General features: G+C 70.5%; 18 protein-coding genes and 1 pseudogene. 9 read left to right on the forward strand and 10 right to left on the reverse strand.

What is annotated here, in order from left to right:
* Window positions 1-42: 42 nt before the first annotated feature.
* Together ACF1DX_RS27050 and ACF1DX_RS27055 are read right to left on the reverse strand one after the other, a co-directional pair.
* Complete coding sequence (locus ACF1DX_RS27050; protein WP_391793730.1) at window positions 43-2,478, reverse strand: SpoIIE family protein phosphatase; 2,436 nt, start codon at window positions 2,476-2,478, stop codon at window positions 43-45.
* Between the two features lie 442 nt (window positions 2,479-2,920).
* Window positions 2,921-3,574: a YceI family protein gene (locus tag ACF1DX_RS27055; RefSeq protein ID WP_391793731.1), complete on the reverse strand. Its 654-nt coding sequence runs from the start codon at window positions 3,572-3,574 to the stop codon at window positions 2,921-2,923.
* A 242-nt stretch (window positions 3,575-3,816) separates the two neighbouring features.
* Between ACF1DX_RS27055 and ACF1DX_RS27060 the strand changes: the two genes are divergently transcribed.
* Window positions 3,817-4,023 carry a hypothetical protein gene (locus ACF1DX_RS27060; protein WP_391793732.1) on the forward strand — a complete coding sequence of 69 codons (207 nt, stop codon included), beginning with the start codon at window positions 3,817-3,819 and terminating at the stop codon, window positions 4,021-4,023.
* Between the two features lie 245 nt (window positions 4,024-4,268).
* Here ACF1DX_RS27060 and ACF1DX_RS27065 read toward each other — a convergent pair whose 3' ends face one another.
* The 8 genes and pseudogenes from ACF1DX_RS27065 to kdpF all read right to left on the reverse strand — a co-directional run bounded on the left by ACF1DX_RS27065 (window position 4,269) and on the right by kdpF (window position 13,658).
* On the reverse strand, window positions 4,269-6,581 hold the full coding sequence (locus ACF1DX_RS27065; RefSeq protein WP_391793733.1) for an FdhF/YdeP family oxidoreductase: 2,313 nt from the start codon (window positions 6,579-6,581) through the stop codon (window positions 4,269-4,271).
* Window positions 6,582-6,617: 36 nt separating this feature from the next.
* Window positions 6,618-7,238 carry an SRPBCC family protein gene (locus ACF1DX_RS27070; protein WP_391793734.1) on the reverse strand — a complete coding sequence of 207 codons (621 nt, stop codon included), beginning with the start codon at window positions 7,236-7,238 and terminating at the stop codon, window positions 6,618-6,620.
* 526 nt (window positions 7,239-7,764) lie between these two features.
* Window positions 7,765-8,275, reverse strand: a pseudogene (locus tag ACF1DX_RS27075) (histidine kinase); the annotation flags it as partial.
* Between the two features lie 15 nt (window positions 8,276-8,290).
* Window positions 8,291-8,974 carry a response regulator gene (locus ACF1DX_RS27080; protein WP_391793735.1) on the reverse strand — a complete coding sequence of 228 codons (684 nt, stop codon included), beginning with the start codon at window positions 8,972-8,974 and terminating at the stop codon, window positions 8,291-8,293.
* A 106-nt stretch (window positions 8,975-9,080) separates the two neighbouring features.
* Window positions 9,081-9,749 (reverse strand): potassium-transporting ATPase subunit C, encoded by a 669-nt coding sequence (locus tag ACF1DX_RS27085; RefSeq protein ID WP_391793736.1) that lies wholly within the window; start codon window positions 9,747-9,749, stop codon window positions 9,081-9,083.
* Window positions 9,750-9,754: 5 nt separating this feature from the next.
* Window positions 9,755-11,884 (reverse strand): potassium-transporting ATPase subunit KdpB, encoded by a 2,130-nt coding sequence (gene kdpB, locus ACF1DX_RS27090; RefSeq protein ID WP_391793737.1) that lies wholly within the window; start codon window positions 11,882-11,884, stop codon window positions 9,755-9,757.
* Window positions 11,884-13,560, reverse strand: coding sequence for a potassium-transporting ATPase subunit KdpA (kdpA, locus tag ACF1DX_RS27095; protein WP_391793738.1), 1,677 nt, complete (start codon window positions 13,558-13,560; stop codon window positions 11,884-11,886). The genes kdpB and kdpA overlap by 1 nt, the downstream gene beginning before the upstream one ends.
* Before the next feature lie 8 nt (window positions 13,561-13,568).
* Window positions 13,569-13,658, reverse strand: coding sequence for a K(+)-transporting ATPase subunit F (kdpF, locus tag ACF1DX_RS27100; protein WP_391793739.1), 90 nt, complete (start codon window positions 13,656-13,658; stop codon window positions 13,569-13,571).
* Between the two features lie 635 nt (window positions 13,659-14,293).
* Here kdpF and ACF1DX_RS27105 point away from each other — a divergent pair.
* The 8 genes from ACF1DX_RS27105 (at window position 14,294) to ACF1DX_RS27140 (ending at window position 22,040) form a co-directional block, all read left to right on the forward strand.
* Window positions 14,294-15,097, forward strand: coding sequence for an alpha/beta fold hydrolase (locus ACF1DX_RS27105; protein WP_391793740.1), 804 nt, complete (start codon window positions 14,294-14,296; stop codon window positions 15,095-15,097).
* Complete coding sequence (locus ACF1DX_RS27110) at window positions 15,097-16,383, forward strand: PP2C family protein-serine/threonine phosphatase (RefSeq protein WP_391793741.1); 1,287 nt, start codon at window positions 15,097-15,099, stop codon at window positions 16,381-16,383. The genes ACF1DX_RS27105 and ACF1DX_RS27110 overlap by 1 nt, the downstream gene beginning before the upstream one ends.
* Complete coding sequence (locus tag ACF1DX_RS27115; RefSeq protein WP_391793742.1) at window positions 16,380-16,718, forward strand: STAS domain-containing protein; 339 nt, start codon at window positions 16,380-16,382, stop codon at window positions 16,716-16,718. Before ACF1DX_RS27110 ends, ACF1DX_RS27115 begins: the two co-directional genes overlap by 4 nt.
* A gap of 312 nt (window positions 16,719-17,030) precedes the next feature.
* Window positions 17,031-17,738, forward strand: a complete 708-nt coding sequence (locus tag ACF1DX_RS27120) for a transposase (RefSeq protein ID WP_391793743.1) — start codon at window positions 17,031-17,033, stop codon at window positions 17,736-17,738.
* Between the two features lie 622 nt (window positions 17,739-18,360).
* Window positions 18,361-19,014 carry an HAD family hydrolase gene (locus tag ACF1DX_RS27125; protein ID WP_391793744.1) on the forward strand — a complete coding sequence of 218 codons (654 nt, stop codon included), beginning with the start codon at window positions 18,361-18,363 and terminating at the stop codon, window positions 19,012-19,014.
* Window positions 19,015-19,171: 157 nt separating this feature from the next.
* Window positions 19,172-20,233 (forward strand): monodechloroaminopyrrolnitrin synthase PrnB family protein, encoded by a 1,062-nt coding sequence (locus tag ACF1DX_RS27130; RefSeq protein ID WP_391793745.1) that lies wholly within the window; start codon window positions 19,172-19,174, stop codon window positions 20,231-20,233.
* On the forward strand, window positions 20,230-21,375 hold the full coding sequence (locus ACF1DX_RS27135; protein ID WP_391793746.1) for a hypothetical protein: 1,146 nt from the start codon (window positions 20,230-20,232) through the stop codon (window positions 21,373-21,375). The genes ACF1DX_RS27130 and ACF1DX_RS27135 overlap by 4 nt, the downstream gene beginning before the upstream one ends.
* A complete protein-coding gene (locus ACF1DX_RS27140) occupies window positions 21,372-22,040 on the forward strand; it encodes a class I SAM-dependent methyltransferase (RefSeq protein ID WP_391793747.1) in 669 nt (222 codons plus the stop codon). The genes ACF1DX_RS27135 and ACF1DX_RS27140 overlap by 4 nt, the downstream gene beginning before the upstream one ends.

A 22,040-nucleotide genomic window follows, 5' to 3' on the forward strand; every position in this document is an offset into this window, starting at 1 on the left:
ACGGCCCGAGTCGCCGCTTCGGTCTTGGCCGGCCACGTCCGCTCAGGCCGCCAGAGGTATCTCGGCCCAGATCGTCTTGCCCTGTGCGGCGTGGCGGGTGCCCCAGTGCCAGGCGAACTGGGCGACGAGGAGCAGTCCGCGTCCGCCCTCGTCGAAGGTGCGGGCGCGGCGCAGGTGCGGGGATGTGCTGCCGGCGTCGGAGACCTCGCAGATGAGGCTGCCGTCGTGGATCAGCCGCAGCTGGATGGGGGGCCGGCCGTAGCGGATGGCGTTGGTGACCAGTTCGCTGACCACCAGCTCGGTGACGAAGGAGGACTCGTCCAGTCCCCAGGCCGTCAGCTGGTCGGTGGCCTGTTTGCGTGCCTGGGCGACGACGACGGGTTCCGGAGGCAGACTCCAGGTGGCGACCTGACCGGCTCCCAGGGCGCGGGTGCGGGCGAGGAGCAGGGCGATGTCGTCATCGGGAGGGACGGGCAGCAGCGTTGCGAGCACGTCGTCGCAGAGCGTGTCCAACGTCTGCGCGGGCCGGGCGAGGGTCCGGCGCAGCGTACCGAGCCTCTCGTCGGCCTCATGGCCGCGGGCTTCGACCAGGCCGTCGGTGTACAGGGCGAGGAGGCTGCCCTCGGGCAGTTCGACCTCGCGTGCCTCGAAGGGCAGGCCTCCCAGGCCGAGCGGTGGGCTCGCGGGAAGGTCGAGGAAGGCCGCTTCGCCGTCCGGGGTCACCACGACGGGCGGCGGGTGGCCGGCCCGGGCCAGTGAACAGCGGCGGGAGACGGGATCGTAGACCGCGTAGAGACAGGTGGCGCCGATGTCTCCGGCGATGTCGGCGTCGGCCGCGGCCTCGCAGGACAGGCGGATGACGACGTCGTCGAGGTGGGTGAGCAGCTCGTCGGGCGGCAGGTCGATGTCGGCCAGGGTCCGCACGGCCGTGCGCAGCCGCCCCATGGTGGCGGAGGCCTGGACCCCGTGACCGACGACATCGCCGACCACCAGGGCGACCCGGGCGCCGGAGAGCGGGATGACATCGAACCAGTCACCGCCCACGCCGGCCCGGCCTCCGGCGGGCAGGTAGCGGGAGGCGGCCTCGACCGCCGGCTGGCAGGGCAGTGTCATGGGCAGCAGACTGCGCTGCAGGGTCATGGCCGTGATGCGCTCACGGGTGTAGCGACGGGCGTTGTCGATGCACACCGCGGCCCTGGCCGTGATCTCCTCGGCCAGCAGGACGTCGTCCTGCGCGAACGCCTCCGGGTGCCGGGTGCGGCCCAGGAAGACCGAGCCGAGAGTGACACCACGAGCGCGCATCGGCACCACCATCACCGAGTGCGCCCCGGACCGGAGGAGCCGGGTGGCCCGCTCGGGGTCCTGGGCCGTCCATCGGGCCATGGAGGAGTCGTTCACCTCGTACACCGCGGAGCGGCCGGTGGCCAGACACTCGGCCGTGGGCGCGGACGCCGGGTACGCCACCGTGCTCCCCAGCCGGAGCATGATGCCGAGGAGGGCATCGGTGTCCGCCTGCCGTGCGGTCCGGCGCATGGTGACCGGGCCGCGCGGCGGGCCGTCGGGCGGTTCCTCGCCGCGGTGGATGAACTCCAGCAGGTCGACGGATGCGTAGTCCGCGAGCCGGGGAACGACCACGTCGGTCAGTTCCTGCGCGGTACGTGTGACGTCCAGGGTGCTGCCGATGCGGTTGCCGGCCTCATTGACGAGCAGCAGCCGCTGGCGGGCCAGGTACTGCTCGGTGATGTCGAGGAGCGCGACGGACGATCCCTGCACCTGGCCGAGGTGGTTCTTCAGCGGAGAGAGGAACACGGACCAGAAACGTCCCCGTGACTCGCCGGGTGCCCGGAGGTGCCGGACCACGTGCACGGGTTTCCCGGTGCGCACCACCTGGTCCTGGAGCTCCGTGAATTCGTCGTATGCCGGACTGGGCAGGAAGTCCATGAGGCGGTGCCCTCGTATCTGCTCCTCGGGCAGGTCCATTATCCGGGCTATCACGTCGTTGGCTCCCACCGCCCGGTTGTCCTGGTCGTAGAACGCCACGGCGACCGGGAGCTGGGACAGGGTGAGTTCCCCCAGCAGGGTGTCCTTGTCCTCGGGCAGGCCCGGGGGATCCGGAACCGAGGCCGTGAGGACCCATTGGGTCCGGCCGTCCCGGTCCGGGCACGGACAGGCCCGGACCGCTATGTCCACCGTCCGGCCGTCCCGGTGCCGAGCCGGGACGGCGCCGTGCCACGGCTCGTGTTCCGCCAGGCGGCGCAGGGCGGACGGGGGGAGGTGTGAGGCGAGCAGATCGGCCGCGGGGCGTGAGACGGCCTCCCCGGCTGTGTAACCGAGCAGGCTCCGGGCTTCCTCACTCCACCCCGTGATCACCCCCCGCTCGTCGGCGATGGCGACGGCGGTGGCGGCGGTCGAGGTCGTGGTGTACGGCTCGGGCGTGCCCTCGGGGCGGCCCTCAGTACCGTTGTCCTGTAGTGCCATTTCACCCCTTTCCTCCCAGTATGGGATATTTTATCGTCCGGATGCTCCGGCCGACGGCGCCCAGCGGCGACCCGCACCGCCTCCCTTCCCGCACCGTGGATCCGGCCATGACTCCCCGGACCGCCCCGTCCGGTCCCGGCGGGACGCGCGCCGCCCGGATTCGGGTTCCGGCTCACTTTCCGTGACGCGTGCACGGTGAGAGTCGCTCCGGCCGGCGGATGGAGGCCCGGTGCTCGATGGCCGGGGCCGAACGCGTCGGGTGCAAGGGCCGGGCGGAACGAGTTCACAGCCTCCGTCTGCGGTTTCCCGCTGACGGTCCCGGTGCGGGGAAGCGGGTTCGGCTGTGCCTGCGGGTCCGCCGGTTCATGTGCGAGAACGCATTGTGTGAACGGCGGACGTCCGTCGAGCGGTACGCCTCAGGCGAAGACGTCCATCGGGGCGGCTATGGCGTGGACCGGATGGCGGAGATGTCGAGCTGCAGCCGGACCTTCTCGCTCACCATGGCGCCGCCGTTCTTGAGGCGCTGGTTGTAGACCAGGCCCCACTCGGTGCGGTCGATGGTGGTGGTGCCGTCGAAGCCCGCCCGCTCGTACCCGAACGGATCCAGGACCGAGCCGAGGTAGTCGAGTTGCAGGTCGACGGGCCGGGTGACGTCACGGATGGTCAGCTCTCCCGTCATGCGGAAGCTCTCCCCGCCCTCGTGACTGGTGGAGGTGCTGCGGAACACCATCTCCGGATAACGCCGCACGTCGAAGAAGTCGGGGCCGATGAGGTGCGCGTCCCGCTGTTCCACGCCCGTGTCGACGCTGGCGACCCGGATGACGAGGTCGGCCCGCGACTCGGAGGGCCGCGCTCCGTCGAAGTACAGTGTGCTGTCGTAGTCGCTGAAAGCCCCCCGGACCGTTGTCACCATCGCGTGCCGGACGGAGAATCCGATGCGGCTGTGCGGGCGGTCGATGGCCCATCGCCCGGTCAGTGCCCGCAGCGTCGGATCCAGTGCGACACCGGTGGTCGAGGCATCCGCTGCGGGCGTGCTGGTGCCGGCCACCGGCACCGGCTCGATGACGGCTGTCTGGCGGCGGTTGAAGATCCCCATGGCGTCGTAGGCCCTCCCTGTCTGATCACTCCGTGCTATCACGAAGTCGACAGGTGCCGCGTGGCGAGATGAGCGGCCTCGTCCGGGTTCCATGCTGTCGGCTGCAAAGCTGCACAAGATCGACATGAGTGGTCTCCGGCCGACCGGCAGAACCGGTCCTCCGCGTGACCGGCACGGTCGGAGGCGTGGAGAGGACGCGGGTGACCGGGGTTGCCCGTCGGCGGACTCGTCGGAAGATCCTCATGATCGTCTCGGCCGCGGACACCCTCGCGCCGGCCGACGGCACCACCCACCCCACCGGCTACCGGGCCGAGGAGGCGGCCGCTTCCCACAAGGTGCTCACCGAGGCCGGCCACCGGGTGGTGATCGCCGGCCCCACCGCCGACCCCGTCTCGCTGGACGAGCGCGGCGGTGTGCGCCCGCTCCTCGGGTGGTACTCGCCGCCGTAGTGGTTCGCGCGGCCGCGACCCCGCACCGTCCGAGCTCTCCGCGCTGGCGGGTGCCGCGGGGAGCGGCGACACCCTGCGCCCTGTCCCCGGTCCCGCCCCTCGCGGCAGCCGCGGCCTTTGCGACGCCGGCCGCCCGCAGGCCCCGTCCCGTGGTTCCTCCTGACCCGCTGAGGGCGCGTCGCCCTGTCGACAACGCCCGACGGGGCCCGCTGTCGTCGCGGGCCCCGTCGGGATCGTGCCGCCGGTCAGGCGGGTGCGGGCTGTGTCCGGTCGAGGGCGGGTTCGAGGCGGACGACGATCCCCTTCGACGTGGGCTGGTTGCTGATGTCGGCGACGCTGTCCAGCGGCACCAGGACGTTCGTCTCCGGGTAGTAGGCGGCGGCCGAGCCCTTGGCGGCCGGGTAGGGCACGACCTCGAAGTTCTCGGCCCGGCGCTCGGAGCCGTCCGCCCAGACGCTCACCAGGTCGACGCGATCGCCCTGGGCGAGGCCGAGTTCGGTCAGGTCGGCCGGGTTGACGAGCACGACGTGGCGGCTGCCGTGAATGCCGCGGTAGCGGTCGTTGTTCGTGTAGGGAACGGTGTTCCACTGGTCGTGCGAGCGCAGCGTCTGCAGCAGCAGGTGACCCTCGGGCGCCCGGGGGACCACGCGCTCGTTGCAGGTGAACAGGGCTTTGCGGGCCTTGGTGTTGAAGACGCCCTCGTTGACCGGGTTGGGCAGCTGGAAGCCCCCGGGGCGGGTCACCCGTGCGTTGAAGTCGTGGAAACCCGGCACGATGCGGGAGATGCGGTCACGGATGGTGCCGTAGTCGCCCTCGAACCTGTCCCAGGGGATGTCCGCCTTGCCGTCCAGGGTGCGGCGGGCGAGCCGGCACAGGATGGCGACTTCGCTGAGCAGCAGCGGGGAGGCCGGTTCGAGGCGGCCTTGGGAGGTGTGCACCTCACTCATGGAGTTCTCGACGGTGACGAACTGCTCGCCGTCGGCCTGGACGTCACGCTCGGTACGCCCCAGGGTCGGCAGGATCAGCGCGGTGTCGCCGCAGACCGTGTGCGAGCGGTTGAGCTTGGTGGAGATGTGGGCGGTCAGCCGGCACGAGCGCATCGCCTCCTCGGTGACCTCGCTGTCGGGAGCGGCGCGGACGAAGTTGCCGGCCAGGGCGAGGAAGACCTTGACGCGGCCTTCGAGCATCGCCTTGATCGAGTCCACCGAGTCCAGGCCGTGCGGGCGCGGCGGGTCGAAGCCGAACTCCTGCCGCAGGGCGTCGAGGAAGGTGTCCGGCATCTGCTCCCAGATGCCCATGGTGCGGTCACCCTGGACGTTGCTGTGGCCACGCACCGGGCAGGCGCCGGCACCGGCGCGCCCCAGGTTGCCACGCAGCATCAGGAAGTTGACGATCTCCCGGACGGTGGGCACGCCGTGCTTGTGCTGGGTGATGCCCATCGCCCAGCAGACGATGACGCGTTCGCTCCGCAGGACCTCGTCGCGGACCTTCTCGATCTCCTCGCGGGTCAGTCCGGTCGCCGCGCGCACGTCGTCCCAGTCGACGGTACGGGCGTGCCGGGCGAACTCCTCGAAGCCGCTGGTGTGGGCCTCGATGAAGGCGTGGTCCAGGACGGTGCCGGGCCGGGCCTCCTCGGCCTCCAGCAGCAGACGGTTGAGGGCCTGGAACAGAGCGAGGTCGCCGCCGGGCTTGATGTGCAGGAAGCGGTCGGCGATCTGGGTGCCGCGCCCGAGGACCCCGCTCGGTTTCTGCGGGTTCTTGAAGCGCCGCAGACCTGCCTCCGGCAGCGGGTTGACCGCCACGATCCGGCCACCGTTGCGCTTGGCCTCCTCCAGTGCGGAGAGCTGGCGCGGGTGGTTGCTGCCCGGGTTCTGCCCGACCAGGAAGATCAGGTCGGCGTGGTGGAGGTCGTCGAGGCTGACGGTGCCCTTGCCGGTGCCCAGGGTCTCGCTCAGGGCGAAGCCGCTGGACTCGTGGCACATGTTGCTGCAGTCGGGCAGGTTGTTGGTGCCGAAGGCGCGGGCGAAGAGCTGCAGGACGAAGGCGGCCTCGTTGCTGGCGCGGCCGGAGGTGTAGAAGACGGCCTCGTCGGGGGAGGCCAGCGCCTTCAGTTCCTGCGCGAGGACGCCCAGGGCGTCGTTCCAGCCGATGGGCTCGTAGTGCTCGGAGCCGGGCCGCTTGATCATCGGCTCGGTGAGCCGGCCCTGCTGGTTGAGCCACATGTCGGAGCGGGCGGCGAGGTCGGAGACGCTGTGCTCACGGAAGAAGGCGGCGGTGACCCGGCGCGTGGTGGCCTCGTCGTTGATGTGCTTGGCGCCGTTCTCGCAGTACTCGTTGCGATGGCGGCGGCCCGGGGCCGGGTCCGCCCACGCGCAGCCGGGGCAGTCGATCCCGCCCACCTGGTTCATGGCCAGCAGGTCCACCCCGGTCCTGCGCGGGGAGGTCTGCTCCAGGGAGTACTCCAGCGCGTGCACGACCGCGGGGACTCCGGCCGCCCACTTCTTCGGCGGTGTCACGGAGAGGGCGGTCTCCGGCTCCTCGCCGACCGGGTTCTGCATCGGTTCGCCTTTCTCTTGCCGTGTCCGGTACGCCGGTCAGCCGACAGGCCACTGGGCCACGCGGCTCCTGGGCGGTTCCGGGTGATCGTGTTGCACGCGGCCGTTGCGGATGGTGCCGCGCCAGGCCCCGCCCTCCTGCCCCAGTCCCTCGATGAACTGCTTGAAGTTCACGAGTTCCCCGCGCACCAGCCGGGCGGTCAGTCGAGCGGCCCTGGACGAGCGGGTGAGGACCCTCGCGGCTCCCCGTGGTTCCAGGAGCATCCGGACGGTGATCGCGGTGCCGCCGGACTCCGTCGGCCCGAACTCGACCTCGCCCTGGTGGGAGGGGTTCTGTCCAAGACCGCGCCAGGCCAGGTAGGTGTCGGGGTCCTGTTCCAGGATCTCGACCGCGAAGCGGTGGCGCAGGGGCCCGTAGCCGATGGTCCAGGTGGTCACGGCGGGCCTGATCTGCTCGACGCCGTGCACCACGGTCGAGAAGCGCGGGAAGGTCTTGAACTGTGTCCACTGGTTGTACGCCGTCCGCACCGGCACCGCGATCTCGACCGTCTCCTCGACGTGCCGCTCCCGCAGCGGCCGGCGGCGCGTGACGCGGCCGCCGTCAGCGTGCGTCCCCGGCGTGTCCGGCACGGCCTGCTGAAGGTCGTCTTCGTGCGCCATCGTGGTCTCTCCTCCGGTGAGGGAGCCGGGCGGGCGTGTGGGCATCCGGCCTCCCCTCGTGCGTCAGGGTTTCTCTTCCAGTTCCCACATCGCGCACTTCGAGTCACCCCGGGGCGTCCGTGTCCCGCGGGGTCCCGACCACGGGAAGGGCGCTCATCACCCGGGACGCCCCGGGACAGGCGCTGCGGCAGATCACCGGCCGAGAGGGCGATCTCCTCGTGATCGGTCCCGGAGTGCGTGGCCGTCCGCACAGCCCGCTGCGGCCGCAGGCCGGCCGCTCCCACCGCGCCCGGGCCACCTGCCCGTCCTCGCGGTACCGCCGTCCCCGCTGGAACTTGAACCGACGGCCGTACGCTGCCGTAACGTCCGTCGACCGTGGCTGAACACCGGGCAGCGTGAACGAGCTCGAGAACGCGCTGTTCGAAGCCTGAGCGCTTCAGGCCGTCGCCGCCGGCAGGTCCGGCTGCTCCTCATACCGCTGCGATGTGGTCCGTACGGTGAACACCGTGGTCAGGCCCCCACCGGGTGTGTCCTCGGGGACGCCGCCCGGCGCCGTCGGGATCACCTCGTCCAGGTCGGTCTCGCGGATGATCGGGGTGACGGTGCCGGTCTGGAGGCGTGACATGTCGAGGAGGTTGCCGACGAGGTGGTCGAGCCGGCCTTGATACCGGCGGGCGGGGTGCGCGGGTCCTGGCTGGCGGCGGCGAGCGGGGCGGCGCGGATGCGGTTGCCCTCGGCGGGTTCCTCGGCCTGGTCCGCCCTTGCTGAAGGCGCCGGCGGTCCTCGGCCGGCAGGACCCGACCGGCCAGGGTCGTGCGGTCGCCGACCGGGACGTCGGCGTCTGCCTCGTCGGGAACGACGCAGGGGCGTGGGCCGACACTGCCGGCACAGGTCCAGGGCGCCACGTCACTCTCGCGCTCCAGCAGCGCCACCGACTCCATTCCGAAGGTCTCACGGACCCGCTCCGGAGGGGCGTCGAGACTCGTCCCACCGCGCAGGACATGGCCGGCGAGGAAGGGGCGGAGTGTGCCGCGTGCCATGTCGTCCCTCGGTCAGGCTTCGAAGCGGTAGCCCATGCCGGGCTCGGTGATCAGATAGCGGGGGTGGGAGGGGTCCTTCTCCAGTTTGCGTCGCAGCTGGGCCATGTAGACGCGCAGGTAGTTGGTCCTGCTGCTTCGGGAAAGACCCCAGACCTCCTGGAGGAGATGCTTCTGGGTGACGAGCCGGCCCGGATGGGTCACCAGGATTTCCAGCAGATTCCACTCGGTCGGAGTGAGCCGCACGTCCCGCCCGCCCCGGACGACCTTCTTGGCGAGCAGGTCGACGGTGAAGTCGTCCGTCTCGACCGGAGTCGTCTCCGGAACGGGCGGAAGGTCCGCGGCGCGGCGTACGGCGGCCCGCAGTCGGGCCAGCAGCTCGTCCATGCTGAACGGCTTGGTGATGTAGTCGTCGGCGCCCGCGTCCAGTGCCGAGACCTTCTCGCCGGACGACTGCCGGGCGGACAGGACCAGGACCGGCGCCCGGGTCCAGCCCTGCAGGCCCTTGATGACGTCGACGCCGTCCATGTCGGGCAGGCCGAGGTCGAGCAGCACCGCATCGGGCGGACGCACGGCGGTGAGCCGCAGGGCCGTGGCCCCGTCGGGAGCGGCGTCCACGCCGTAGTGGCGTGCCTGCAAGTTGATCACGAGGGCCCGCGCGAGCTGCGGGTCGTCCTCCACCACGAGCACCCGGGTCATGGGTGGGCCGCCTCTCCTGTCGTATGTCGGGCCGTGGGCGTCGGGAGCCGACGGATCCGGGCACTGCTGCCGGCCGCCGGCTCCCGTGAGAGAACACATGACGCCGTCAGCTCTTCGCCACGAGTTCCCTGAGAGCGATGTTGAGCTCGAGCACGTTGACCCGGGGCTCACCGATGAAGCCGAGTGTGCGGCCCTCGGTGCGTGCATCGACCAGCTTCCGGACCTCGGCGAAGGGCAGGCCGTTCTTCTCCGCGATCCGGTGGACCTGGATGTCCGCGTACTCCGGGGAGATGTGCGGGTCGAGGCCGGAGCCGGAGGAGGTGACCGCGTCGGCGGGCACCTCCTCCGGCTCGACCGTGTAGCCGGCCACCGAGTTTTCCTTCACCACGGCGGCCTTGGCGTCCTTCACCCACTGGATCAGCTCTTCGTTGTCGCCGGACCGGTTGGTCGCGCCGGACAGGAGGATCGAGTAGCGGGTGTTGACGCTGTTGGCGCCCAGGCCGTTGTGCGGACGGCCCTGGAACCACTTCAGGTCGGCGGCCGGGGTCTCCTCGCCCTCCTTGAGCGGCAGGTTGTAGGGCTGCCCGATCAGGGATGAGCCGACGACCCCGCCGTCGGACTTGATCTCTGAGCCGTTCGCCTTGTCGCTGAACAGCCCCTGGGCGATGCCCGTGACGACGAGCGGATAGACGACGCCCGTCACCAGAGTCAGTGCGAGGAGGGCACGCAGACCTGCCCCGAGCAACCGGGCGGTGTCGGTCACTGGATTGTTCATGGCGATCAGTCGATTCCGGGGACGAGGGAGAGCAGCAGGTCGATGAGCTTGATGCCGATGAAGGGCGCGACCAGACCGCCGAGGCCGTAGAGAGTGAGGTTGCGCCGCAGCATGCGGTCGGCGCTGACCGGCCGGTACCGCACGCCCTTCAGGGAGAGCGGAACCAGCGCGATGATGATCAGCGCGTTGAAGATCACCGCGGACAGGATCGCGGAGTCGGGTGAGGACAGACCCATGACGTTGAGCTTGTCCAGGCCCGGGTGGACCGCCGCGAAGAGCGCCGGGATGATCGCGAAGTACTTGGCGACGTCGTTGGCGAGGGAGAACGCCGTCAGCGCGCCCCGGGTGATGAGGAGCTGCTTGCCGACCTCGACGATCTCGATCAGCTTGGTCGGGTCGGAGTCGAGGTCGACCATGTTGCCGGCCTCCTTGGCGGCCGACGTACCGGTGTTCATCGCCACGCCGACATCCGCCTGGGCGAGCGCCGGGGCGTCGTTGGTGCCGTCACCGGTCATCGCCACCAGCTTGCCGCCGGCCTGCTCCCGCTTGATCAGCGCCATCTTGTCCTCGGGCGTGGCCTCGGCGAGGAAGTCGTCGACGCCCGCCTCGTCGGCGATCGCCTTGGCGGTCAGCGGGTTGTCACCCGTGATCATGACGGTTCTGACGCCCATGCGGCGCAGTTCCCGGAACCGCTCGCGCATGCCGTCCTTGACGACGTCCTTGAGGTGGACGACCCCCAGGATCCGGGCGCCGCCGATGTCCTCGACCGCGACCAGCAGCGGGGTGCCGCCCGCTTCGGAGATGCGGTCGGCGACGGTGCCGGCGTCCTCGGCGACCCGGCCGCCGCGCTCCTGGGCCCAGGCGATGACCGAGCCGGCCGCCCCCTTGCGGATCTTCCGTCCGGCGACGTCCACGCCGGACATACGGGTCTGCGCGGTGAAGGCGATCCACTCGGCGCCCACCAGTTCGCCTTGACGGCGCTCGCGCAGCCCGTACCTCTCCTTGGCCAGGACCACGATCGAGCGGCCCTCGGGCGTCTCGTCGGCCAGAGAGGAGAGCTGGGCGGCGTCGGCGACCTCGGCCTCGGTGGTACCGCGCACCGGCACGAACTCGGCGGCCCGGCGATTGCCGAGCGTGATGGTGCCGGTCTTGTCCAGCAGCAGCGTGGAGACGTCCCCGGCGGCCTCGACCGCGCGGCCCGACATGGCCAGTACATTGCGCTGGACCAGGCGGTCCATGCCCGCGATGCCGATCGCGGAGAGCAGGGCGCCGATCGTGGTCGGGATCAGGCAGACCAGCAGGGCCACCAGCACGACCATGCCGAGCTCGGAGCCGGCGTACTCCGCGAACGGCGGCAGGGTCGCCACCGTCAGCAGGAAGACGATCGTCAGCGAAGCGAGCAGGATGTTCAGCGCGATCTCGTTCGGCGTCTTCTGCCGGGCCGCCCCCTCCACCAGATTGATCATCCGGTCGATGAAGGTCTCGCCCGGCTTCGTCGTGATCTTGATGATGATGCGGTCGGAGAGGACCTTCGTACCGCCGGTGACCGCCGAACGGTCGCCTCCGGACTCGCGGATGACGGGCGCGGACTCGCCGGTGACGGCCGACTCGTCGACGGACGCGACGCCCTCGACGACGTCGCCGTCGCCGGGGATGACGTCCCCGGCCTCGCAGACCACCAGGTCGCCGATGGTCAGGGCGGTGCCGGGGACCTGCTCTTCGGTGCCGTCCTCGAACAGCCGCCGGGCGACCGTGTCGGTCCTGGCTTTGCGCAGCGTGTCGGCCTGGGCTCTGCCGCGGCCCTCGGCGACCGCCTCCGCCAGGTTGGCGAAGAGCACGGTCAGCCAGAGCCAGGCGCTGATGGTCCAGCCGAACCAGTCGCCCGGGTCCGTGAAGGAGAAGACCGTCGTCAGGACGGAGCCGACGAGGACCACGAACATCACGGGGGACTTGATCATCACCCGCGGGTCGAGTTTGCGGAACGCGTCCGGCAGTGACTTCACCAGTTGCTTGGGGTCGAACAGACCCGCGCCGATACGGCCCTCAGGCCTCTTGCGGTCCGCCGGCGCGTCCTGGTGGAGCGTCAGGACGGGCACGGACATGGAGTCCTCCGACTTCTCTGTACGGGTGGTCATCACGCCAGCCCTTCGGAGAGCGGGCCCAGCGCGAGGGCGGGGAAGTACGTGAGACCGGTGATGATCAGAATTGCGCCCATCAGCAGGCCGGTGAACAGCGGTTTCTCGGTGCGCAGGGTGCCCGCGGTGGCCGGGACCGGCGTCTGCCGGGCCAGCGAGCCGGCAAGAGCCAGGACGAACACCATCGGCAGGAAACGGCCGAGCAGCATCGCGAGGCCGAGCGTGGTGTTGAACCACTGGGTGTCGGCGTTCAGGCCGGCGAAGGCGGAGCCGTTGTTGTTCGAGGCGGACGTGTAGGCGTAGAGGATTTCGGAGAATCCGTGCGCACCGCTGTTGGTCATGGAGTTCGCCGGGGTCGGCAGGGTCATCGCGACGGCGGTGAAGACCAGCACGAGCGCCGGAGTGACCAGGATGTACAGAGCCGCCGGCTTGATCTCGCGGATGCCGATCCTCTTGCCCAGGTACTCGGGCGTGCGGCCGACCATCAGACCGGCGATGAACACCGCGATGACCGCCATGATCAGCATGCCGTAGAGACCGGAGCCCACGCCGCCGGGCGCGATCTCACCCAGCATCATGCCGAGCATCGTGATACCTCCGCCCAGACCGGTGAAGGAGGAATGGAAGGAGTCCACCGCACCGGTCGAGGTGAGCGTGGTCGACACCGCGAAGATCGACGAGCCGCCGATCCCGAACCGGACCTCCTTGCCCTCCATCGCCCCGTTCGCGAGCTCGAAGGCCGGGCCGTGGTGGGAGAACTCGGTCCACATCATGAGCGCGACGAAGCCGACCCAGATGGTGGCCATGGTGGCGAGGATCGCGTGGCCCTGCCTGACCGAGCCGACCATGACGCCGAAGGTGCGGGGCAGGGAGAACGGGATGACCAGGATCAGGAAGATCTCGAAGAGGTTGGAGAACGGGGTGGGGTTCTCGAAGGGGTGGGCGGAATTGGCGTTGAAGTAACCGCCACCGTTGGTGCCCAGCTCCTTGATGGCCTCCTGCGAGGCGACCGCGCCCCCGTTCCACTCCTGCGTGCCGCCCGTGCTGTGCCCATGAGGGAATTGGCCGACCTCGTGGATCCCGGAGAAGTTCTGGATGACGCCACAGGCGACCAGCACGATCGCGGCGACGAACGCCAGCGGCACCAGGATGCGCACGACACCGCGCACCAGGTCCGACCAGAAGTTGCCCAGCTCACCGGAGCGGGACCGCGCGAAACCGCGCACCAGAGCCACCGCGACGGCCATGCCGACGGCCGCGGAGACGAAGTTCTGCACGGCCAGACCGGCGGTCTGCACGACGTGGCCCATGGCCTGCTCGCCGTAATACGACTGCCAGTTGGTGTTGGTCACGAAGGACACGGCGGTGTTGAACGCCTGGTCCGGGTCGATCGAGGCGAAGCCCAGCGAGCCGGGCAGCACGCCCTGGAGCCGCTGGAGGGCGTAGAGGAAGAGGACGCCGATTGCCGAGAAGGCGAGGACACCGCGCAGGTACGCGGTCCAGCGCATCTCGGTGTCGGGGTCGGCGCCGATGCCCTTGTAGATCCACTTCTCGGCCCGAAGGTGTCGCTCGGAGGAGTAGACCCAGGCCATGTAGGTGCCGAGGGGGATGTGGACGAGTGCCAGCGCGCCTGTCAGCGCGAGCAGTTGGAGCACGCCGGCGGTTACGGGACCCATGCTGCGGCTCAGAACCTCTCCGGGAAGACCAGGGCGAGGAAGAGATAGCCCAGCAGGGCGACGGCCACGAGCAGGCCGACTACGTTCTCGGCGGTCACAGCTTCGTCACCCCCTTGGCGAGGAAGGCCACCAGCGCGAAGACCACGAGCGTGGTGACGACGAAGGCCGGATCGGCCATCGCGAACTCCTGAAGTCAGGTGCGAATGGAACGGACGAGTAGAGGAAAGCGCCTCCGTGGTCGGATGGCAGCGTCCGTTGACGGCTCCCTTACGGCATGGCGGAGGGTCTTGACGGAACCCATACGCAGCCTGTCCGTACCTACGATCAGGTACGGACAGCGCAGGTGAGCCGCTTCACAGCAGCCGGAAGCGGAACCGGCGGATCACCGCGTCCGGTTCCTGCCGTGATCGCTTGGCCGTCGCAGATCCGGCTTCGCGCAGCCGCCGACCTGATCCGCGTAGCGACACGTCTTTGACCGGCCGTTCTGCATCCGATCACAGGGCAAAGCCCGCACTGTGGCGCGGGTTGTGTGTTCATCGGCTTGGGCTTGTGCGGGTTTGGGGTGCTGGGATGCATCGTGTGTGCTGTGTGCGGTCGGGGCCGGAGATGTCCGGTGGCTGCCCCGTTTCATGGTGTAGCGGCGGTGCGTGGCGCAGACGGAATCCACCGGCCGGGGCACGGGGCGGTCCGCGGTCCTGTCTGTGGAGTGGGCAGAGCCTGAGACAGTGGAGGCATGGACATCGAACGCAGGAACAATGTCACGGTCACCGGTAACCCCCGGGGGCGGGCGGTGGTGCTGGCGCATGGGTTCGGCTGTGATCAGAACATGTGGCGGCTGACCGTGCCCGCTCTGGTAGGGGACTACCGGGTGGTGCTGTTCGACTACGTCGGATCGGGCCGTTCGGACCTGTCCGCGTTCTCGGAGGACCGCTATGCCTCGCTGGACGGTTACGCCCGGGACGTGGCCGAGGTCTGTGAGGCGCTCGATCTGCGCGAGGCGGTGTTCGTGGGGCATTCTGTCAGCGCGATGATCGGTGTGCTGGCGGCCGGGATGGCGCCGGAGCGTCTCGGGGCGCTGGTGATGGTCGCTCCGTCCCCGCGGTACATCGATGACGACGGCTACCGGGGCGGATTCAGCGCCGAGGACATCGACGAACTCTTGGTCTCTTTGGAGTCGAACTATCTGGGCTGGTCGGCGGCGATGGCACCGGTGATCATGGGGAACGCGGATCGGCCCGAACTCGGTGAGGAACTGAAGAGCAGCTTTTGCGCCACCGACCCGGACATGGCGCGCGTCTTCGCCCGGACCACGTTCCTGTCGGACTCGCGGGACGACCTGAAGGCGGTGACGGTGCCGACGCTGATCCTGGAGTGCACCCAGGACGTCATCGCCCCCCGGGAGGTCGGCGCCTTCGTCCACCGGGCGATCCCCGGCTCGGAGCTGGTCACGCTCGACGCGACAGGGCACTGCCCGCACCTTTCCGCACCCGAGGCCACCAACGAAGCGATCACCGATTTCCTGGCGCGTCTGCGGTGATGTGCCGCACCGGGCAGGAACCCGGCCCGCATGACGCAGGCAACGACAAGACACCGCACGCGGCATTCGCCGCGCTGCTGGAGGACAGCGTCGAGGAACTTTACGAGAACGCGCCCTGCGGGTATCTGTCCACGCTGATGGACGGCACCATCGCCAAGATCAACGCCACGTTGCTGGACTGGCTCGGCCTGGAGGGTGAGGCGGTGGTGGGCCGGATGCGGTTCACCGACCTGCTGACCGTGGGCGGCAAGCTGTACCACGAGACGCACTTCGCGCCTTTGCTGCAGATGCAGGGTGAGATCAGCGGTGTCGCCTTGGAGATCAAGGGAGCCGGCGGCGGGCGCATACCGGTCCTGGTCTCCTCCGTCGTCAAACACGGCAGCGGCAAAGAGCCCCAGCTGATCCGCACCACTGTCTTCGACGCCCGTGAACGCCGCGCCTACGAGCAGGAGCTCCTGCGGGCCCGTAAAGCAGCTGAACAGGCACGTAAGGAGGCGGAGGCGGACCGTGCCCGGTTGCAGGACGCCCTGGCCGTGCTGCAGCAGTCGCTGCTGCCCGCCACCCTCCCCTCGGTACCGGGAATGGAGGCGGCCGCCCACTACCGCACCGCTTCCCCGGATCGGCTCGGCGGCGACTTCTACGATCTCTTCCCCGTCAACGCCGATCGCTTCGCCTTCTTCCTCGGTGACGTGTGCGGCAAGGGCCCCCAGGCCGCCGCGGTCACTTCACTGACCCGCTACACCCTGCGTGCCGCCGCCGTGCACGACCCCGACCCCGTCTCCGCCCTGACGACCCTCAACCAGGTGCTCCATGAGCGCTACACCGGCGACGACCCGCGCTACTGCACCACGATTTTCGGCACCCTCGACCCCGATCCCGCCACAGGGCAGGTCACCGTCCGTCTTGCCTCCGGCGGACACCCCCCGGCCCTTGTCCTGCGCGGAAACGGGAAGGCCGAATTCCTCCCTACTCCCGGTGGTTTCCTCGTCGGCGTCCTGCCCACCGCCGCCTTCTCCGCCGCCACGACCGTGCTGGATCCCGGGGACACCCTGGTGCTGTACACCGACGGCCTGACCGAGGCCCGCACCGGCGACGACCGCACCGCCCTCTACGGAGAAGAAGCTCTGCTCGAATTCGCCGCCGGCCACGCCGGCCGCTCCGCCCGGGACGTGATCCAGGCCCTCACCGGCCTGCTGGACGGCTTCGGCGACGGCCTCGACGACGACACCGCCCTTCTCGCCCTCGGCGTCCCCGCCCTCACCCCTCGGACCGAAGCCACCGCATGAACCCGCTGAAGACCACCACCCGCCACGCTCCCACCGGCCCCGTTCTGGAGATCAGCGGCGACCTCGACTACACCACCGCCGGCGAACTCCGCGCACTGATCACCGCGCTCACCCTCCAGCCCGGCCAGCGCCTCGTCCTGGACCTGGCCGGGCTGGAGTTCTGCGACTCCAGCGGCATCACCGCCATGATTACCGCCCGCAACCACGCCCAGGCCGCCCATGCCGACATCGCACTCGCCGCCGTCCCCGACCCCACCTTGCGTGTGCTACGGCTGGTCGGCCTCGACCAGATCTTCCCCCTCCACCCCGACAGCGACGCCGCCACACAGCCTTGACCCGCGCGGAGCGGCGGGTACCCCGATGAATATTCATCGGGGTACCCGCCGCTCCGCGCTGTGTGCTCTCGGCCCCCGGGTACGCGACGGAAACGCAACACCCCCACTGAACGGCGAGCGCACTGAGAAAACCCCTGCGGTCATCCCGCTGAGCAAGCAACCGGCAGATGGTACGGACGGGGAAACCCCGCTGTGCTACGGCGCGACCCGGGACGGGGCGCGGCGCGGGCTGCGGATGCCAGCCGGTCCGTACGCGCCCCTTTTCACTCACGTCCCCGAACCGGTCACACCGCGGTGCCGCCGGCTCTGGCCATGGACGCCGAGCCGGCCGCCGGCGAACTGATCACCAGCGCGATCCGGCACGCTCCGGGCGCCTGCGGGACAACCCTGCGGATGTCCGGGCAGGAGCCGACGATCACCGTGCGGGGCGGCTCCACCGAGCAGCCGGCGCCGAAGAAGGCGGATCCGCACCGCATCGGCGGCCACGGACCGCACCTGGTCCAGACCGTCGGTGAGAAGGCCGTCGTCGCTCTGCGCGCCACAGGAAAACTGATCACCGCTCACCTGCCCGTGGCACCGCCGAACACCGGCAGCCCTCTGCCCCGCCATCCCGCACCGAACCTGGCAGCCGCTTCGCCCTGTCAGCCTTCGGGCCGGCGGGGCGGCACGGCCGTCCTGCCGCATGTCGTGGACGGCGGTGCTGGATGCGGTCCGCCTACAGCGCCTGGTGCCGGTTTTACCGCCGTCGCCACTGCCCAGGTCCGCGAGGTCGTCGAGCGGCTCATCGCCGCCGGGCGGTGGCACGAGACAGACCCTGAGATGCTGGTGGTGCTCGGCTCCGGGTACGACGCCCTGCGCATCGCGCACCTGCCGGCCGGGCCACCCGTGGAGATCCTCGGCCGTCTGCGTTCGGACCGGGTGGTGCGCCGGCCGACGCCGCCGCGAGTCCACGACCCCAAGGGCGGCCGACCGCCCAAGCACGGCAGCCAGTGCCGGACAGCGCCGCCGTCTGCCCGCTGAGGGCCGGGCCCGGGGGCAGTCCGAGACGGTGGCCGCTGCGCCGTCGGGCCGGCTCGGCAGCTCGCGTCCGCCTTCTGCGCAAGCGGTCGCGAAGAGTCGTCGCAGCCGTGCTCGCCACCAAAGTCACGGCGAGCACCGACTCGACCGAGTCACCGCTCGGGTTGGCCCGGCCGCTCCCTGCCGGCGGCCCAGTGGTGCGGATGCGGAAACGGGTTGGCCGGCCTGTCCGGGGTGATCGGTTCCGGCGGTCTGCGGCCGATGCCGGCGCGTCTCGTGACGCCGCAGCCGGATGTCTCCGTGGGGCCGGTCAATTCTCAGGGGCGGCCGGTCGCCCGCTGCGCGTGGCCGTGCCCGCGGTCCTGTCGGGGCACGCTGATCGTGCCGTCGCGGCCCGCCGTGACGGCACGTCACCTACGGCTTTGACGGCCCGGTGTCCGGGTGCGCGGGCGCCGTCACGCTGTGGCCTGGATCGATTCCCGTGTGTGCCGGACTGGTTGAAGTACCCGTCCACGCCCTTTAGGGTGCGGAAAGGTCCAGACCACAGAGCGGAGTGGGCGGTCGCACCTCGGTGTGTTCCGTCGGCTTCGGCGTGCACGGGGACGGGGGGAATGCGGTGGGAGCGGTGATCGAACACTCCGGTGGGGCAGGCCGGCTGATCGTCCTGGACTTCGACGGGGTACTGCTCGACACGGAACGAACAAGCATCGCGGTCTGGCGCCGGCTGCTGACGGACAAGGCGCTGGAACTGCGGAGCGGAATCAGTGTGCGGCCCGACCGCACACTCGACCGGGACATGCTGCGCCGGGACCTGCTCGACACGGTCGGCCGGCGCCGGACACAGGCACTGTGGGACGAGTTCGAACGGCTCAACCGTGCAGAGGCCGACCTCCTGGACGCCGGCGCCGGGGTCCGTGCCTTCCTGGCACACTGCCTGGAGCGGGGCCACCGCCTCGCCGTGGCCTCGGGGAACGGCCGCGACTGGGTGGAGAGCCACCTGGAACGGCTCGGCATCCGGTCCGCCTTCGGCTCGGTGCACTGCGCGGGGCCGGGAGTGCGGACCAAGCCCGCTCCCGACACCTACCTGGGGGCGCTGCGCGCCTCTCCCACCGACCCGCACCGGGCCCTCGCGGTCGAGGACTCATACACCGGGCTGGCCGCGGCACGCGCGGCGGGCCTGGCCGCGGTCTGGGTGACCGACGCCCCGGACTCCACCGTGCCCCCCGGCCCCGTCGCGCGTCGCGTACGCACGCTCGACGAGCTGACCGGCGTCCTGTGACGGAGGGGCACCGCCCGGCGAACGGCGACATACGACCGTTGGCACCGCACGACCGACTTCGGCCCCGGGGCGGCGTCCGAGCGCGCAGCCGCCGCTGCTGCTCTCGCCCCGGGCCCTCACTTTGGAGACTGCAATTTCCGTGCTGCTCGCTTCATCCATGCGTGAACTGGACTCACATGTGTCCGGTTGTGATCCGCTCGACGCCGCCCGCGACGCCTCGCGGTTGCCGGCCCTCAACCGTGCCGGGGACGTCTCCGGCCTCGACGCGCTCGCCCGGCTGTGGACCGGCCGGGTCCCTGACCGCGTGCACGACGCCGTGACCGCCAACGCGGCCCTGCGTGACCTCGGCTTCGTCCTCGCCTCCCTGGAGCGCCACGGGGTCGACTACCGGACGGTTCCGTCCGCCGAGGAGACGCTGCTGAAACTCGGCGCGCTCGCCGAGGAGGTGCCCAGGGACAGCGTCTACACCTACGCGCTGCGCAACCCGCAGGACGCCGTGCGGTCCTTCACCGGACTGCCCGAGGAAGCCCTCTTCATACGGGAGGTCCGCACGGCCGGCATCGCCCTGCGCCCCGCCGTCGACGCGCTCCTTCAGACGCTCACACTTCCCGTCGACGATCCCGCGCTGGCCAAGCTGCTGGCCGAGGCCACCCGCGGGTTCACCGTCTTCGCGCAGTCGCTGCTGTCGGTGAAGCGGACCATCACTCCACAGACGTTCTCCTTCGAGATGCGGCCGTACTTCCCGCCCATGACCGTCGGCGGGCAGGTGCTCTACGCGCCGGGCGGGGCGCAGATGACTCCGCTGCTCGTCGACATCCTGCTGATCAGACCCGAGCCGGGCGAGCCCCGTGAGGAATGGTACGAGCAGTACCTGGTCGAGAACCTCCTCTATCTTCCCGCCGCCTACCGAGCGGCGAGCGACCGGGCCCGGCGGCACCGGCCGCTGCTGCCCCGCCTCGTGGACGAGGCCGCCCGGCACCGCTCCCGCGGTCGCAAGGTGCGGCGCAATCTGACCGAACTTCGGTCGCTGATGCGGGAAGTGCTGCGCTTCCGGCTGCCCCACCTGCAACTGGCCAAGGCCAACATGAACGTGCGTCCGGACGGCTCCCTGGGCAGCGGCGGCTACACCACCGACTCCCTCGACCACCTGGCGGAGCTCACCCTCGAAAGGCACCGGCTGCTCTCCGAGGAGCCGGCCACCCAAAGGGCACAGCGATGACCTCCACGACCCCACAGAACTCGATGACCTCCCCGTCACCGTCGACCCGGCCCGCCGCGCCCGTCGGCTTCGAGCCCTTCGTCCCCGGCACCGTCCACCACCCCCTGGCCACGCCGCCCGGTGCCGTGCCGGCCCCCGCCGCCGAGGTGCTCGTGCGCTACCCCACCCGGCTCAACGCCATGGCGCTGCAACCGGCGGCGATCGCGGCCGACAACAACCTGATCTACGACGCGGGAGAGGTCGTCCTCTCCGTCGCCCGTTTCCACCACGTCCACGTGCGGCGGCTCGTGCCGGGCACCGGTCTCGTCCTGGATCCGGAGGTACGACGGCCGGAACTGGTCGAGCACGCCGCCCGGATCATGTGCGCGGCCCTCGGCGTGGAGTGCGACCTGGCGATCGGTGTCGACAGCGACCGGCTGCCCGTGCACGCCGGGTTCGGCTCCAGCAGCAGTCTCATCGCGGCGGTCGCCACGGCGGTCAACCACCTGTACGGCAGTCCGGTGGACCGCGCCGGCCTGCTGCCGTATCTCACCGCCAACCACGGCGAGGAGCACGGCAGTCGGCCCGGTCTGCTGACGCCGGTGCAGTGCATCGGCGGCTCGGCGGCCTCCGGTCTGTACCCGGGGGGCGTACAGGTCGTGGCGGGACGCAGCACGGTGGTGCTGTCGGTGCCGGTGCCCGATCGTCTGTCGCTGGTGATCGGCGTGCCGCGCTCCTTGGAGGAGCGTCCCACCGACGAGTTGATGGCCGCCGAGGTGGAGCAGTTCGACCGGTTCCGCGCGACCGGTGAACGGTGGGCGCAGACGATCGCGTTCCGGATGCTGCACGAGGCCATGCCGGCCGCGCTGCGCGGCGACCTCGGCCCGCTCGGCTCCCTCGTGTTCGACTACCGGTTCCGGATGGGCAGCATCGAGAACTGCTCCTTCTCGCATCCCGGCCTCGTCGAACTGGCGGGGGGACTGGAGTCCCTGTGGCACGACAAGGCGGCGACCATGCTCGCCCTGTCCTCCGTCGGCCCGGCCTTCTTCGCCCTTACCGACGACCCCGACCGGTGCGGCGACCGCTTCGCCGAGCTGGACATGGACGTCGTGCACGCCCGGCCGCACAACGGCACCTACGAGGAAACGGGGCTCGTCCCATGACCGACGTGACCGCGGCCGCCGATCGGGCCGCCGCCTACTGGAACCATCCCGGCACCGTCACGGAGTTCCGCTCCCTCGACGTACAGCCCTATCTGACCGACCTGCTCGACAGCACAGCCGTCGACGGCCCCGCCCTCGACGTCGGCTGCGGCGGTGGCCGCAACACCCTGGCCCTGCTGGAACGGGGCTTCGACGTCCTCGCCGTCGACCTGCACGCGCAGATGGTGGAGACGACCCGGGCCAGGACGGCCGCGTATCCGCCCGACCGCGTCTCGGTCCGGCCAAGCCCCGCACACCACATCCCGGCCAAGGACGGAACGTTCGCCCTCGCGGTGTGCTACGGCGTCCTGCACAACGCGGTGGACCGGACCCAGTGGGCGGCGACGGTCACCGAACTGGCCCGGGTGCTGCGTCCCGGCGGGCTGCTGGCCCTGAACACCTTCACCTGCCAGACCCTGGATCCCATGCTGCGCGCGGGCACGGAGGACGGCCAGTACCTGCTGCCCGACGGCATCCCCATGATGCTGCTGCCCGTCGACGAGGTGCTCGCGGCGTTCACCGCGGCCGGGCTGGCCGCCCGGGGCGACGTGCACACCTACGTCCGTGACCTGGACGTCGGTCCCCGCGCCGTCCTTCGCTGCGTGCTGCGGCGGGAGGGAAACTGA

Source organism: Streptomyces sp. NPDC014676, assembly GCF_043084105.1.
Lineage (GTDB): Bacteria > Actinomycetota > Actinomycetes > Streptomycetales > Streptomycetaceae > Streptomyces.

What these genes read in the sequence shown, in the direction of transcription:
- ACF1DX_RS27050 (WP_391793730.1), bottom strand. Translation starts at nt 2,478, where the DNA reads ATGGCACTACAGGACAACGGTACTGAGGGCCGCCCCGAGGGCACGCCC.
- ACF1DX_RS27055 (WP_391793731.1), bottom strand. Translation starts at nt 3,574, where the DNA reads ATGGGGATCTTCAACCGCCGCCAGACAGCCGTCATCGAGCCGGTGCCG.
- ACF1DX_RS27060 (WP_391793732.1), top strand. Translation starts at nt 3,817, where the DNA reads ATGATCGTCTCGGCCGCGGACACCCTCGCGCCGGCCGACGGCACCACC.
- ACF1DX_RS27065 (WP_391793733.1), bottom strand. Translation starts at nt 6,581, where the DNA reads ATGCAGAACCCGGTCGGCGAGGAGCCGGAGACCGCCCTCTCCGTGACA.
- ACF1DX_RS27070 (WP_391793734.1), bottom strand. Translation starts at nt 7,238, where the DNA reads ATGGCGCACGAAGACGACCTTCAGCAGGCCGTGCCGGACACGCCGGGG.
- ACF1DX_RS27080 (WP_391793735.1), bottom strand. Translation starts at nt 8,974, where the DNA reads ATGACCCGGGTGCTCGTGGTGGAGGACGACCCGCAGCTCGCGCGGGCC.
- ACF1DX_RS27085 (WP_391793736.1), bottom strand. Translation starts at nt 9,749, where the DNA reads ATGAACAATCCAGTGACCGACACCGCCCGGTTGCTCGGGGCAGGTCTG.
- kdpB (WP_391793737.1), bottom strand. Translation starts at nt 11,884, where the DNA reads ATGACCACCCGTACAGAGAAGTCGGAGGACTCCATGTCCGTGCCCGTC.
- kdpA (WP_391793738.1), bottom strand. Translation starts at nt 13,560, where the DNA reads ATGGGTCCCGTAACCGCCGGCGTGCTCCAACTGCTCGCGCTGACAGGC.
- ACF1DX_RS27105 (WP_391793740.1), top strand. Translation starts at nt 14,294, where the DNA reads ATGGACATCGAACGCAGGAACAATGTCACGGTCACCGGTAACCCCCGG.
- ACF1DX_RS27110 (WP_391793741.1), top strand. Translation starts at nt 15,097, where the DNA reads ATGTGCCGCACCGGGCAGGAACCCGGCCCGCATGACGCAGGCAACGAC.
- ACF1DX_RS27115 (WP_391793742.1), top strand. Translation starts at nt 16,380, where the DNA reads ATGAACCCGCTGAAGACCACCACCCGCCACGCTCCCACCGGCCCCGTT.
- ACF1DX_RS27120 (WP_391793743.1), top strand. Translation starts at nt 17,031, where the DNA reads ATGGACGCCGAGCCGGCCGCCGGCGAACTGATCACCAGCGCGATCCGG.
- ACF1DX_RS27130 (WP_391793745.1), top strand. Translation starts at nt 19,172, where the DNA reads ATGCGTGAACTGGACTCACATGTGTCCGGTTGTGATCCGCTCGACGCC.
- ACF1DX_RS27135 (WP_391793746.1), top strand. Translation starts at nt 20,230, where the DNA reads ATGACCTCCACGACCCCACAGAACTCGATGACCTCCCCGTCACCGTCG.
- ACF1DX_RS27140 (WP_391793747.1), top strand. Translation starts at nt 21,372, where the DNA reads ATGACCGACGTGACCGCGGCCGCCGATCGGGCCGCCGCCTACTGGAAC.